This window comes from Nostoc sp. CMAA1605, assembly GCF_021596505.1.
In the GTDB taxonomy this organism is placed as follows: domain Bacteria; phylum Cyanobacteriota; class Cyanobacteriia; order Cyanobacteriales; family Nostocaceae; genus Trichormus.
The window spans coordinates 24,420-39,411 of the sequence record NZ_PJIZ01000006.1 but is presented as its reverse complement, the minus strand read 5'-3'; the positions used below and the strand labels follow the sequence as shown (position 1 = coordinate 39,411).

The window sequence follows — 14,992 nt, the reverse complement described above, 5'->3', positions numbered from 1 at the left end:
GAATTTAATTGCGGAAAACAACTCATAGGTTCTGTGAAAAAATATCACTCAACTTAACAGATTCACCAAATGTCTGGAAATCTTAAAAAATCATGATTCATCTTATGTGAAAACGTGATAGTCTATATATTGGCTAGTTATCTCTTATAAACTAGATTCAGCAATCTGTCGCTAAAATCATTGTCACCAGATACATAACTAGCATGAGCGATCGCCAAACTATAGCCAATGGTTTTGGTAATCAAATTTAAATTAAAATATTAGATCCTGACAAGGATGTGTGCTGCTGTCACCGCTATTTAGTTAGTGCAGGATAGTAGCTATATTTTGGTGGCAAAAATTATTAGTAAAAACTCAAATCAAAACCAAAAACACTGGAAAATTGTCAAAGGAGTCCATAGTGTAATACGCTGATTTTGCTACTAAATCAGGATAGTTTCTGTCTGTCAAGCCATGCAGTATTTAACTAGAGTTTTGTTCTTGCTTGTCAAAATATTTTCTGTTTGAAAATTATATTCACCACAGGAACAAAAAACTGAAGAAAGTACCGAACTTTATAAAAGAAATAAAATGTCAAAATAAGGTATTTTGTCCTCCACAGGATAAACACATAAGAAATAGTGTCAAAATTTTAACGTGGGCAATTTGATCAACCGCAGTTAAAATTTTTTTTCTCTAAAATTTCGTTGATGTTTATGTATTTGTACAGGACGAAATTGGGAAATTGCTCTCACCAGCAGTGGCGAAGTTAGTGACTCAACATCTCAGGACATCTCAGGAATAGGCTATGAATGATCAACCGATGAATCTAAACCAACAAATCACAGCAAGTATGAAATCAGGGGATACCTACCAAGGGCAAAGGTGGTTAGTAGAAGAACGAGATGCCTGTGGTGTAGGTTTTATCGCTCATCGTCAAAATCAAGCCAGTCATGAAATTGTGGCGAAGGCTTTAGTAGCACTGACCTGTTTAGAGCATCGGGGAGGTTGCAGTGCAGACTATGACTCTGGTGATGGGGCAGGAATTTTAACGGCGATTCCTTGGGAATTATGGCAAACAGAATATACCTCTGGACAGATAGACTTTTCCTCCCCCAGTCATCTGGCAGTGGGGATGATCTTTTTACCCCAAGATGCAGAAATCGCTCAACAAGCTAAAGCCATCTTTGAAAAAATAGCGACAGAAGAGAAATTAACTGTACTGGGTTGGCGCGTAGTACCAGTAAAACCTGAGTTACTGGGTGTGCAAGCCAGAGCCAATCAACCCCGAATTGAACAAGTTTTTCTCCAATCGGCGCAAAGTGGGGATGAGCTAGAAAAGCAACTCTACATTGCCCGCAAACGTATATTCAAAGCAGCGAAAAGCGTCACCGAAGAACTTTATATTTGTTCTTTATCTAGCCGCACAATCGTCTATAAAGGCATGGTGCGTTCAGCAGTTTTGGGAGAATTTTACGAGGATTTACAAAATCCTGCATATAAGAGTGCGTTTGCTGTCTACCATCGTCGTTTTAGCACCAACACTATGCCCAAATGGCCGCTAGCGCAACCGATGCGGTTATTAGGTCACAACGGGGAAATTAATACCCTGTTGGGTAACATTAACTGGATGATGGCCAGGGAAGCCACCTTAGAGCATCCCATTTGGGGCGATCGCATTGAAGATATCAAACCGGTCGCTAACATTAATAGCAGTGACTCCGCGACCTTAGATAATGTAGTGGAATTATTGGTGCGTTCTGGCCGTTCACCAGAAGAAGCATTAATGATCATGGTGCCAGAAGCGTATAAAAATCAACCATCTTTAGTTGATTATCCTGAGATTGTTGATTTTTACGAATATTACAGTGGTCTGCAAGAAGCTTGGGACGGGCCTGCCCTGTTAGTATTCGGTGATGGTCAAAAAGTAGGTGCAACCTTAGACCGTAATGGCTTAAGACCAGCTCGTTATCTAATTACCAAAGATGACTACATTGTTGTAGCTTCCGAAGCAGGGGTAGTAGACTTCCCCGAAGCTAACATTGTCGAAAAAGGTAGACTGGGCCCCGGACAAATGATCGCCGTGGATTTAGTCAACCACGAAATTCTGAAGAATTGGGATATTAAACAGCGCGCAGCCAAGAAACATCCCTACGGTGAATGGTTGCGCCAGTATCGCCAAGACCTCAAACAGATTGTGGGAGAACCTTCAGCCCACAATGGTAACGGGAACGGTCACAAAGCAGCCGAAAACGGGCATCTGACCACCAACACCATTGATAAACAAACCCTCCTGCGCCAACAAATCGCTTTTGGTTACACCAACGAAGATGTAGACATGGTGATTAACCCAATGGCTAGCAACGGTGCAGAACCAACCTTCTGTATGGGGGATGACATTCCTCTGGCAGTGCTGTCAGAAAAACCCCACCTGTTGTATGACTACTTTAAGCAGCGTTTCGCCCAAGTCACTAACCCTGCAATTGACCCCTTGCGGGAAAAACTGGTGATGTCTTTGAAAGTGGAACTAGGTGAAAGAGGAAACTTACTATCACCCAAACCAGAATTTGCCAGAAGAATTCAACTAGAATCCCCAGTTTTAACAGAAGCAGAACTAGAAGCCATTAAGCTTTCAGGGTTTGGGACAGCTGAATTATCCACCCTATTTGCCATTGCCAACGGCCCGTCAGGGTTGCAAGATGCGGTCAAAGCTTTACAACAACAAGCCGCCGAATCAGTGCGCGCTGGGGCGAAAATTTTAATCCTGAGCGATCGCGCCAATGATGGCATTACATCAGAATATAGTTACATTCCTCCCTTATTAGCAGTGGGTGCGGTACACCACCACCTGATTCGGGAAGGTTTGCGGATGAAAACTTCCCTGGTAGTGAATACCGCCCAATGCTGGAGTACCCATCACTTCGCTTGTTTAATTGGCTACGGTGCAGGTGCGGTTTGTCCTTACATGGCTTTGGATACCGTGCGTGATTGGTGGTATGACCCCAAAACCCAAAGCTTCATGGAACGGGGTAAACTCAAAGCCATGAGTTTAGAACAGGCGATCGCTAACTATCGCAAAGCTGTGGAATCAGGATTGTTGAAAATTCTCTCCAAAATGGGAATTTCTCTGCTTTCTAGCTATCAAGCCGCCCAAATCTTTGAAGCGATTGGGATTGGTGGCGACTTATTACAACTAGGATTCCAGGGAACAACCTCCCGCATTGGTGGCTTGAGTGTCAGTGATTTAGCTCAAGAAATCCTCTCCTTCCACAGTAAAGCCTTCCCAGAACTCACCATTAAGAAACTAGAAAACCTGGGCTTCTATAACTACCGTCCTGGTGGCGAGTACCACATGAACAGCCCAGAACTAGCCAAAGCCTTACATAAAGCCGTAGACGGGAAGCATTACGACCACTACGAAGTTTACAAACAACATCTCCAAGGCAGACCAGTTACAGCTCTACGGGACTTATTAGACTTCCAAAGCGATCGCTCTCCCATCCCCGTAGAAGAAGTAGAGTCAATTACCGAGATTGTGCAACGCTTCTGTACTGGTGGGATGTCCTTGGGTGCATTGTCACGGGAAGCCCATGAAGTTTTGGCGATCGCGATGAACCGCTTGGGTGGAAAATCCAACTCTGGGGAAGGTGGCGAAGATCCTGTACGTTACAAAGTCCTCGATGATGTAGACGCTTCCGGTCACTCCCCCACCCTACCCCACCTCAACGGCTTACGTAATGGTGACACAGCTTCTAGTGCCATCAAACAGGTAGCATCAGGACGCTTTGGTGTCACCCCTGGATATTTAGCCAGTGCGAAACAAATCGAAATCAAAATCGCCCAAGGTGCAAAACCAGGGGAAGGTGGACAACTACCAGGGCCAAAGGTCAGTCCTTACATTGCGATGTTGAGACGCTCTAAGCCCGGTGTCACCTTGATTTCACCACCACCCCACCATGATATTTACTCCATCGAAGACCTCGCCCAGTTAATCTTCGACTTGCACCAAATTAACCCCAAAGCCCAGGTATCGGTGAAGTTAGTTGCAGAAATCGGTATCGGAACGATCGCAGCTGGTGTAGCCAAAGCCAACGCTGATATCATCCAAGTTTCTGGTCATGACGGCGGTACAGGTGCATCTCCTCTGTCATCCATTAAACACGCCGGTTCACCTTGGGAATTAGGGTTAACAGAAGTGCATCGTGTGTTAATGGAAAATCGCCTACGCGATCGCGTAATTTTACGTGTAGATGGCGGTATCAAAACAGGCTGGGATGTAGTCATGGGTGCGTTGATGGGTGCAGAAGAATTCGGCTTCGGCTCCATCGCCATGATTGCAGAAGGTTGTATCATGGCGCGTATTTGCCACACCAACAACTGTCCTGTGGGTGTAGCTTCCCAAAAAGAAGAACTGCGGAAGCGGTTTCCAGGTACCCCCGAACACGTTGTGAATTTCTTCTACTTCATTGCAGAAGAAGTCAGAAGTTTACTGGCGAGACTCGGTTATCGTTCCTTGTCAGAAATTACCGGACGTGGCGATTTACTCACCACCCGCCAAGGCGTAAAACTCACCAAAACCCAATCTCTCAACCTCAACTGCTTGCTGCAACTTCCAGATAGCAAGGCTGACCGCAGCTGGTTAGTCCATGAAGAAGTTCACAGCAACGGCCCAGTTTTGGACGATCAACTGCTAGCTGACCCAGAAATTCAAGCCGCGATTCGCAATCAATCCACAGTCACTAAGAACTTAGCGATTGTGAATACTGACAGAACCGTAGGAACCAGATTAGCAGGTGCGATCGCTTCCCAGTATGGTGATAGTGGTTTTGAAGGTCAAATTAACCTCAATTTCACTGGTAGCGTCGGACAAAGCTTTGGGGCGTTTAACCTTCCTGGCGTAACCTTGACCTTAACTGGAGAAGCTAACGATTACGTCGGTAAAGGAATGCACGGCGGCGAAATTATTATTAAACCGCCAGTTGATGCTAACTATGAACCATCACAAAATGTCATTGTCGGTAACACTTGCCTTTATGGTGCTACAGGTGGCGTATTATTTGCCAATGGTTTAGGTGGAGAACGCTTTGCTGTTCGCAACTCCAAAGGTGTAGCCGTCATTGAAGGCGCAGGTGATCACTGCTGTGAATATATGACCGGCGGCGTGATTGTAGTGTTAGGTAAAGTCGGACGCAACGTCGCGGCTGGGATGACTGGCGGACTGGCGTACTTCTTAGAAGAAGACAGCGCATTCCCTGATTTAGTTAACAAAGAAATTGTCAAACTCCAACGGGTGATGACAGCCGCAGGTGAGAAGCAATTGAAAGATTTAATCACTGCTCACGTAGAACGTACAGGTTCACCCAAAGCCAAGTTTATCTTACAAAATTGGTCAGAATTCCTACCCCGATTCTGGCAATTAGTACCACCTTCTGAGGCGGATAGTCCAGAGGCTAATCCCCAAGCTGTGGTGGAAAAACACCTGAGTTCTGTGTAATTAAATCAGGTTCAGATTGATCAATAAATAATGAGAAGAGACGCTGGATTGCAGCGTCTCTTTTTTAGCAAAGACATACCAGAAGTTGGAAAATTAGATGAACTAGAAACACAAAATTTGGTTGTGTACAGCAGTAAATTACTTCCGAGAAGGGATTTTAACCTGGGTCATCGGCGATGTCTGCGACAAGCAGTAATACCAATTCACTAAAATTCTGATACAGATCGAAACCCAGAAAACCTTGTCAAGTCAGGATTTATCAATTGCGAATTGCGTTAGCGAAGCGGGACGAAGTCCATTGCGAATTGTGAATTGGTATTACAAGCTTTCCTTGATGAACAAGCAATGTTAAATAAAGAGTAGGGCATTACGGATCAATCTATTTGTGTAAAATCAAAGTGCAGCAGAGATTTTTCTATATAAAAGTGTGCGAGTCATCCAACGCAGGAGTTTCCCCACCATGACCGCTACCAAAGAAAATTTCCCCACCCTAACCCCCGAAGAATATTTCTCTTGGGAAGAACAGCAACTAGAAAAACACGAACTGATCAACGGTCAAGTTTATGCCATGACAGGTGGCAGCGTAAATCATAGCCGCATTGCCGTCCGCATTACCACACTATTCTCCAACCATCTAGAAAATAGCCCCTGCGAAACTGGTAACTCCGACCTCCGGATCAATATTGTCGGCACAAATAACTATACCTACCCAGATGTCAGCGTTACCTGCGACGTTCGCGACAAAACCACCACCCAATACATCACCTACCCCTGCTTAATCGTCGAAGTCCTCTCCGCCAGCACCGAAGCCTACGACAGAGGCAGTAAATTCCGAATGTACCGCCAAAACCCAGCCTTAATCGATTACCTCCTAGTCAGTTCCACCAGCATCGAAATCGACCTGTATCACAAAAACGACGCAGGCGATTGGTTGATCATCAACTACAAAGCAGGCGACACAATCGAACTCAAAAGTATTAACCTCAATTTCCCCATTGAACAAGTTTATCGCGGTTTAAGCCTCACCACAGACACCCCAACAGACATCATTAGGGAATAGGCAGTGTTTTATAGTTAGTAGGCAATAGATAATACAATGAAAAAATTAATCACTGTACAAAAAAATATGGACGTAACTGGATTCGAACCAGTGACCTCTACGATGTCAACGTAGCGCTCTAACCAACTGAGCTATACGTCCTTGCTGCACGATTTATCAATATAGCATACATTCCTCGTAAAGCAAATATTTTTTCTGACAAATTTCTACTGCTGAAGTCTGTTCTTTGCCTGCGATATTAGTGTCTGTGCTTCCGCGTAGGCTGTTGTCCCAGGTTGTACTGTATTTAGCTGATTGATAATACCTTGGATTTGCGATCGCAATTGCTGTTGCTCAGAGGCAGGCGTAGCAATCAATCTTTGAATGTTCTCATTCGCCTCTTTCAGTGACAATTGTGAGTCTATCTCTGCTTGCAGTCGAGTTTCTACAATTCCTAAATTAGTTTGATAAGTTGCTAGCAACTTCTGCGCTTCTAAATAACCTGGATCTTCTACTTGAACGGTTTGTAATTGTTCAATGGCTGTTGACCACAATTTAGCAATTTGCTTCCATTTCGTCTCTGTATGTGGTGGCTTTTGAGCCAATTTAGCAGCCGCCAGCGCAAATTGTTTCGCACCATCAATTAATTTGCTACTGCGAGGATCAACGATACCTTGAATTTTACTTTGATAACTGACTAATAACTTTTGGGCTTCTAGATAACGGGGATTTTCTAAGGGAACTTGATTAATGCGATTAATAGCTTGTTGCCATAATTCTGATGCAGCTTTTGGCTGAGTTTGCTTGGCTTGTTCGGCGGCTAAGTCAAATTCCTGTGCAGCTGTGATGAAATTACCAACCCGCGCATTTTCAAAATCACGTTGGTAAGCATTGACCTTCGCTCTTGCTGTTTTGGCTGCTAATGTTTGTTGGGGAATTTGTTCTAATTGGTCTATTCCTTCTTGCCAAATTGCTAAGGCTTTCTCTCTATCTTGAGTATTAGTAGCCTGTTTGTATTGCTGCTTTGCGGCTTGTAGTGTTTGTTCAGCTTGAGACAATGGAACTAAAGCATTTTTGTCTTGAAATACAATTGCTTCTATTCTTCCTACCCGTTGACGAGCTGTTTCAAACTCATCTACCGTAAATTTCCAAGTACACCCAAATAAATTGCAGTAAGTCTGCGGATAGTATCCTAAAAACCAAACTGGTAAATTATCCAAATTTCGTTTTGCTGCTTTGACCTTTTCCCCACCTCGTTCAATATCTGCTGGACTAGTAGATTGATTAATTAATTGGTCTGCTTGTTCTAAATTGTGAATTGCTTCACGGTAGTTATGATCCATGTTGATATAACTAGGCAACAACAGAATAGGTACAGTTTTAGCAACAGGCCAGCGAATCATCGGATAGGGTAGATTGACCACCCAAAGCACCCCAGTCGTACCCCCTAAAATAATCACAGCCCATTTAATTTTGTTTAGCATAGCTATAAGTAGATATAAGCCTTAACCTATAGCTTTAGTATTCCCACTACGGGTGACGTAAATTACAGTTACTGTGGGGATTGGGGATTGGGGACTGGGAGAAGGAAGAAGAAGTATTTAAGGACTATTGACTATTGACTATTGACTATTGACTTTCCCCCCTAAAAACTATTGTTAAAATTTATAAGTATTATAAGAAAAAACTGATTATCTAAAATGTCAACGGCTTTAATCACTGGTGCATCAAGTGGTATCGGCCAGGCCTTTGCCCAAGAATTAGCTGCGCGTCAAACTAATTTAGTTCTTGTTGCACGTTCGGCAGAAAAATTACATCAGCTTGCTCAAGAATTACAATCAAAACATAAAATCCAAGTGGAAGTGATAGTTAAAGACCTCACTGAACCAAATGCGGCGGCGGATGTCTTTGATATCACTAAAACTAAGGGATTAACTGTTGATTTATTAATCAACAATGCTGGTTTTGGTGATTATGGTGACTTTGCAGAAACAGAGGAGGAACGACAAGTCAAAATGGTGCAATTAAACGTTTTGGCTTTGGTGGATTTAACTCACAAGTTTTTACCTTTGATGCGACAACGCCGTTCAGGAAGCATTATTAATGTAGCGTCAATTGCTGCATTTCAACCCATACCATACCTTTCGGTATATGCTGCTAGTAAGGCTTTTGTTTTGAGTTTTAGTGAAGCATTGTGGGCGGAAAATCGTAAATATGGGGTTCGTGTTTTAGTTGTTTGTCCTGGCCCCACAGAAACAAACTTTTTTACTGAAGCTCGTTTTCCCACAACTTTCACTGGCAAAACTAGTAAAATATCTACGTCGGAAGAAGTAGTAAATGATGCTTTAAAGGCTTTGGCAAAAGGTGAATCGACCGTAGTTAGTGGTAGTTTCTTAAGTAAAGTAATTACGAATATGCCAAGATTTTTACCGCGAGAAACTTTAGTAAGAATTTTAGCAAGCCAATTTAAAGCTTAAGTGTTGGGTATTGGGCATTGGGCATTGGGCATTGGTGATATTTCCTATTCCTTATTCCCCATTCCCCATTCCCCATTCCCCATTCCCTAAATATATCTAGTTAATTGAACGCGGTAGCGTTCTTTTTTTGTGACAGCGATTTCACCAACTTCTAAACGTCCTTTACCGCGAATTGCGATTAAGTCACCGGATTTAACTTGAGAACTAGGTTGAGTGACTTCTTTCCAATTGACGCGCACATCCCCTGCGTCGATGAAGTCTACCATTTTACTGCGAGACATCCCAAAACCAGCAGAAGCGATCGCATCTAATCTTAAAGAAGCTTCTACTGTAGTTAATTCTTTTTTCTTGGGTTCGCGGATTTTTAACTCACTCAAATCTATCGGCTGGGTTTTCACAGGAACAGAACGCACCTGCTGGAGATTCATAGTTAAAAACTCTGCCAACTCTGGAACAACTATTGCTTGCGCGCCACGTTCACCTAAAACAATAATGTCCCCAGTTTTTTCTCTGACAATACCTGTTCCTAGCATCGCGCCTAAAAAGTCGCGGTGTGTCGCTGAGTCAAATAGAAAATTACCAGCAATTTCTAGTGCTACTAAGCTAACTTGAGATTGATCCAAGGGTAAATCAGAACGAGCGATCGCAACTCTTTGGCGTTCAGCTTGCGGATACCCACCCCAAGGTAACAATTGCACTTCTGTTAAACGATTAAATACCCGTTGCATTTCCGCTAATTCAGGAGGTGACAAAAAATCTGTCAACACCACTTCCCAAGTTTTAATCGCCTGTTCCGCTTGGTCAATAACACGAGCTATACTATCTCGATTTTCAACACCCTTTAATAATTCTTCTCTTGGCAACATGATTAATAGTCAATAGTCAATAGTCATTAGTCAATAGTCATTAGTCATTAGTCGTTAGTATTTTTTCTCCCTTGTCCCCCTTGTCCCAGTCCCCAATCCCCAATCCCTACCCCGCGTAACCTTGAATATTCTCTGGCTCAAACTGTCTTAAAATGCGAGTAGCTTGGCGAGAGAGAGTTTCCGAACCTTGAACTACAACCAGATATTTACCTGCATCTAAACGGTTGCGGTAGGGTAAAGCATCACCGCTACCCACAACTAAGCCGATTCCGCCACCGACAAATACGCTACCCATTGCACCACTAGCAGCACCTAATAGTCCACCAATGATGTGATTACCAATTTCACCCGCCCAGGCGAAGGTATCTAAACCAGTAATCAAACTAAAAGTAAAACCAGCAAAAAAGCCAAATGGTACTAGCCAATAGGCCATAAGTTGCGCTTGTTTTTTGGCTTGAGTGTTGGGATCAATTAAACCAAACTCATCGGCACTTTTATAACCTCTACCCAAAATTGTGCTGTCTATGCCTTCTTTTTCTAACGCTAAGTAAGCAGCTTCAGCTTGGATACGGTCTGGTAACACGGCCACAAGGTAATTCATTGATGCTATCAATAGTATTTTTCTGATGAAGTTTTGCCTTAATTAACAGCGTATCAGGAGTTGTTGGGCATTGGGCATCGGGCATTGGGCATTGGGCATCAGAGTAAAATCTACCTTGTCCCCTATTCCCCATTCCCTATTCCCTACCTTAACGTATCCATTGGTTCACAGAAGTTATTTACACCTTGCTTCAGGATGTACATCAAAACTGGTGTGGCTAAAATCTTGGGGAATGTGGGGCATAGTTTTGAGATGTGCAATCATCTCTTTGATGGAACCGTTTTGTAAGTCTTCTCGAAATTGTTGTTCACAAATGACAGCACGCCACCTTTTTGCCAAGTCGCCCAGCCACTCTGAATTAGCTTGCTCTGGTTCTTGTCCAGCTTTAATTGCTAGAGTCATGGCTGCGTCTTCTAAATCTCCTTCACAGTCCTCAATCAATTCCAAGGCTTCCATAGCTGCTTGATCATCTACCAATTGAGAACGAAATGTGGCAATTTCTTGGGATGTGACTGTAGTCATGAGTTTTTACATATTAGTCAATAGTCCATAATCTCTAGTGTGTCATTTCTAAGTCAATATTGATTCACCCCAAAAAATTAAGTGATGAGTGCTGAGTCTGGATAACTCATCACTCATCACTATTAAGTCTCGACAAAAGATATATCCGAAAAAAGAAGATGTCTCCAGTAAAACTATTGACTAGTGGTTGTTCTGGTCAATGCTCTGGTGGTAACAGCTCTTTGCAAGTCAACTAAGGCTCTGTTGTAATCTAGTATCGCTGTGACACGATTACCTTCAGCTCTAGTTAATTCGTTTTCAGCGTTAATTACGTCTGTTTGTGTTCCTACACCAGCTTGGAACCGCAAACGCGCTAGGCGTAGTGATTCTCTGGCTTGTTCTAAAGCTGTGTTGGCAGTTTGAACGTTGTTGAGGTTTGCTTGCTGTGTGAAGTAAGCTTGCTCAACTTGAAAACGAATTTGATTGCGTTGTTCGGCGAATTGAGTTTCGGCGATCGCAATGTTCTTTTTGGCTTGAGCAGCTCTTGCTCTGGATGCACCACCGTCAAATATGTTCAAGCTGGCTCTGACTCCGAAGGAATAACCATCGGTGACGCTGACATCATCATCAAACTGATCTAGTAGGTTATAGTTCGCTACTAAGCTGACTTGTGGCCCCAGGTTAGCTAGTGCTTGTCTGCGCTGTTGCTCGCTGATGTTGCGCTGTGCTAGTTGCTGTTGCAGTTCGGGGCGATTTTGATAAGCTAGGACGATGCTACTTTCTAAGGACTGTTGCCAAAGTCCTGCTACTTGCACGGGATCGGCAGCTTCGATGTTGACTGTTTGGGGCAAACTCAAACGAGTTGCTAGGGTGCGACGAGAAATTTGTTGCTGAGAAATCGCACTGGTGAGTTCTTGTTGCGCGTTGGCTAAGTTAACTTGCGATCGCAATACGTCAAACCTTGTCCCTACCCCTGCTCTTTCTAATGCTTCTGCATCTCGCAAGCTGGCTTGGGAGTTTTCTACGGCTGATCTAGCAATGCGAACTTGTTCGTCTGCCTGTTGTAAGTTGTAATATTCTGTAGCCACATTCCGCCGAATTTCTTCGGATTGGGTTTCTACAGCTAACTCACTAAAACGCACCTGTTCTTCTGCTTCTTTGATGGCGGCGTTGCGTCTACCTGATGTGTAGATGTCGTAGCTTAACTGGGCTTGACTGGTGAAATCTGTACTTGGTTCATCGGTACCGCCTCCTGCTCTTTCTACGCTCAGTTGGGAACTAGCGGACTGGCTGCGGGTAATATCAGCACTTACAGACACACTGGGAAATAAAGCCGCCTGTGCTTCTTTTAAAGAGGCTTGCGCTCTTTCTAATTCCAACAACGATACCTGCAAATCGCGATTATTGCGCCGCGCGATTTCTAAAGCCTGCTCTAAGGTAATACGCTGATTCTCTTGGGTTGTGACTTCTTGAGGTTGCGTAGGAAAGAGCAAGGGATTAGACTTGGGAGTCAGGCTAGCTGGTACTTCCACACCATTATTAGCTGGTGCAGGTGTAGTTGCTGGTGCTGACTCTACAGGAGACGGTGCAGGTGTAGTTGCTGGTGCTGATTCCACAGGAGACGGTGCAGGTGTAGTTGCTGGTGCCGACTCCACAGGAGACGGTGCAAGCTCAGGATTATTTTGTGCGAGTTGCTTACCTGACCATTGAGACTGGGGACAATTAGTCGCTAAAATCAGCGTTGCCGCAGTTCCTGGTTGTAGAGAACAACTATTGGCTGCCAACAATTGAGCTGCACCTGCACCTTTGACAGATGCTTGTAATGCTATTGGTAACTGAGTTTTGAGATTTTTTGCTGTGGCTAGCTTAGATAGAGAATTAGTTGTAGGTGCTACAGATGCGACTAACTCTAGTTGATTACTAGCTAAGTTACTTGGCTTTTGATTATTTGTTAACCGATTCTGCTTGAGCCTTTGAATCCAATCGCGATTAGGTGACAGACTGACAATTTTAACTTCCTTTTGGGATGATTTTTGTTCGTTAGTAATACCAGTATTTTCTGTCAATCCCACTGCATTACTCTTACTACTTAAATCTGCTGCATTAACTTCAGATAAATCAGATTTTTCAGTTATCTGGGAAAAATCTGAATCTCTATCTTTTGGTAGTTGTGTTTGAGCATTATCTGCTACCAAGGTTTGACTATCGTTAGCAGTCAAAACACTAGGAGAAGAAGCTAATTGTACACTACTTACCTTCACGCCCTCAGCCACAGCTGGCTGAGTTGCCAATACAGCTGCTGTTACACCAGGTAAAAAACAGAAACTATAAAGTAATTGTTGTCCTTTCACCGCATCCCCTCACACGAAAATCAATCTGGCGGCAGAAAACTTTTCTTCACAACAGAATATAGCACGATACTAAATTAAAGTAGGAATATAGTACGATACCAAATCTAGGAATCGGAACCCTGTTTATCTTCAAAACGTCTAACTATGCGAGAAAGTTCCGCCTTTTCATCAATACTAACGCGGGTAGGCGCACCACTCACAATTCTTTCATAGTTACGGAAAGAATCTTTAATTTCTGGGCCGTCGGCAGTGATATTGTACTCACGAATACCTTTATCATGCCATGATCCCCGCATCTTAAATACGTTGATTGCCCGTGACATTTCTCCACGAATTTCGACATATTGTAGCATCAAAATTGTGTCTGTAATTGTGGAAATATGGGAATCTGTAATGGAATGTGATCCCATAAATTGGTCGGTAGTGTTAGTAAAGAAACCAGTGATTTCTTCTTGTTTGGCATACCCTGTAACACCAATGACAAATTGCCGGAAAGCATTATTGCTGACTCCTCTGGCCATAGCAGAAAGAGAGTCAATGGCGATGCGTGCTGGTTTAAACTCAGCAATTTCTGATTTAATAATTTGCAGGTGATCTTCTAAACCAGTAGATTCAGGATAGGTACAAATGATTTTGAGTAATCCCTGACGTTCTAATTCTTCAAAGTCAATGCCCCATGAGTAAGCATTCCGAGATAATTGAGCGCGTGATTCTTCATAGGCAAATAAGATGGCTCGCTCACCATTAACACAGCCATTTTGTAAGAACTTACTGACTAGTAATGTCTTACCTGTACCTGTAGCACCAGTTGCTAAAATAATTGAATCCTTGAAGAAACCACCACCACACATTTCATCCAAGGTTTTGACACCGGAAGAAACACGGACATTAGATGATCTTTGGGTAAGGCGCATTGCACCCAAGGGGAAGATATTTACTCCCTCATTGGTAATGGTGAAAGGATATTCTCCTTTCATGTGGGTTGTTCCCCGTAATTTGAGGATTTCAATGGTGCGGCGGCGACGTTCTCCTTCTAAAACGTTGCGAACAATCACCACATTATCAGAAACAAATTCTTCTACACCAAAAGACGCAACAGGCCCATATTCCTCGCTTCTTTCTGTGGTGATGACGGTGGTGACATTCAATTGTTTTAAGCGCGCCACTAAGCGAAAAATTTCGCGGCGGACTACTCCTACTGCTTCATACTGTTGAAACACGGCAGTGATGGAGTCAATAGAAACCCGTTTCGCTTTGTATTTGCGAATAGCATACTGTAATCGCTCAATTAAAGCGGACAAGTCGAAATTCCCTACGATGTCTTGACCTTCAGGATCTGGAGACGCATCGAGAATAAATAATTTACCTTCGTTAATTAACTGTTGTAAATTCCAACCAAAGATGTGAGCATTTTTAATGATGTCACTGGGGGATTCTTCAAAGGTAACAAACACCCCTGGGTCATCAAAATAGGTGATGCCGTTATAAAGAAACTGTAGAGATAATAGTGTTTTCCCTGTTCCTGAAGTGCCACTGACTAGAGTAGTTCTACCTACTGGTAAACCCCCATGACTGATGTCATCAAAGCCTTCAATCATGGTGCGGATTTTTTCCACACCAGCACTCGATATAGGGTTTGCTGCTTGTTGTTCGTTATCGCTCATTGTTGCTTGATAAATGGGTA

The 14,992-nt window shown here is 43.3% G+C and carries 9 protein-coding genes, 1 tRNA gene and 2 pseudogenes; 4 read left to right on the top strand and 8 right to left on the bottom strand.

The features are described 5' to 3' along the window. Positions 1-787: 787 nt before the first annotated feature. The 3 genes and pseudogenes from CV014_RS03765 (at position 788) to CV014_RS03755 (ending at position 6,533) form a co-directional block, all read left to right on the top strand. Entirely contained in the window at positions 788-5,473 is a 4,686-nt protein-coding gene (locus CV014_RS03765; RefSeq protein WP_236140794.1) for a glutamate synthase-related protein, read from the top strand. Between the two features lie 75 nt (positions 5,474-5,548). Then, positions 5,549-5,651 (top strand): annotated as a pseudogene (locus tag CV014_RS03760) (IS1 family transposase); the annotation flags it as partial. Between the two features lie 282 nt (positions 5,652-5,933). Further along, positions 5,934-6,533: a Uma2 family endonuclease gene (locus tag CV014_RS03755; protein ID WP_236140793.1), complete on the top strand. Its 600-nt coding sequence runs from the start codon at positions 5,934-5,936 to the stop codon at positions 6,531-6,533. 67 nt (positions 6,534-6,600) lie between these two features. Here CV014_RS03755 and CV014_RS03750 read toward each other — a convergent pair. Beyond that, positions 6,601-6,674: transfer RNA gene (locus CV014_RS03750), tRNA-Val, on the bottom strand. Between the two features lie 65 nt (positions 6,675-6,739). Next, positions 6,740-7,996, bottom strand: coding sequence for a hypothetical protein (locus tag CV014_RS03745; RefSeq protein WP_236140792.1), 1,257 nt, complete (start codon positions 7,994-7,996; stop codon positions 6,740-6,742). A gap of 216 nt (positions 7,997-8,212) precedes the next feature. Here CV014_RS03745 and CV014_RS03740 point away from each other — a divergent pair, with 216 nt between their 5' ends. Next, positions 8,213-8,989: an SDR family NAD(P)-dependent oxidoreductase gene (locus CV014_RS03740; RefSeq protein ID WP_236140791.1), complete on the top strand. Its 777-nt coding sequence runs from the start codon at positions 8,213-8,215 to the stop codon at positions 8,987-8,989. A gap of 86 nt (positions 8,990-9,075) precedes the next feature. Here CV014_RS03740 and CV014_RS03735 read toward each other — a convergent pair whose 3' ends face one another. From CV014_RS03735 to kaiC, 6 genes and pseudogenes are all read right to left on the bottom strand, one after another. Next, positions 9,076-9,855, bottom strand: coding sequence for a photosystem II S4 domain protein (locus CV014_RS03735; RefSeq protein ID WP_236140790.1), 780 nt, complete (start codon positions 9,853-9,855; stop codon positions 9,076-9,078). Positions 9,856-9,961: 106 nt separating this feature from the next. Then, positions 9,962-10,456 carry a hypothetical protein gene (locus CV014_RS03730; protein WP_236140789.1) on the bottom strand — a complete coding sequence of 165 codons (495 nt, stop codon included), beginning with the start codon at positions 10,454-10,456 and terminating at the stop codon, positions 9,962-9,964. Further along, on the bottom strand, positions 10,413-10,589 hold the full coding sequence (locus CV014_RS03725; protein ID WP_236140788.1) for a hypothetical protein: 177 nt from the start codon (positions 10,587-10,589) through the stop codon (positions 10,413-10,415). The genes CV014_RS03730 and CV014_RS03725 overlap by 44 nt, the downstream gene beginning before the upstream one ends. 10 nt (positions 10,590-10,599) lie before the next feature. Next, positions 10,600-10,978: pseudogene (locus CV014_RS03720) on the bottom strand (hypothetical protein). A 173-nt stretch (positions 10,979-11,151) separates the two neighbouring features. Beyond that, positions 11,152-13,308, bottom strand: a complete 2,157-nt coding sequence (locus tag CV014_RS03715; RefSeq protein WP_236140787.1) for a TolC family protein — start codon at positions 13,306-13,308, stop codon at positions 11,152-11,154. 104 nt (positions 13,309-13,412) lie between these two features. Then, positions 13,413-14,972, bottom strand: coding sequence for a circadian clock protein KaiC (gene kaiC, locus CV014_RS03710; RefSeq protein WP_236140786.1), 1,560 nt, complete (start codon positions 14,970-14,972; stop codon positions 13,413-13,415). Between the last annotated feature and the right edge of the window lie 20 nt (positions 14,973-14,992).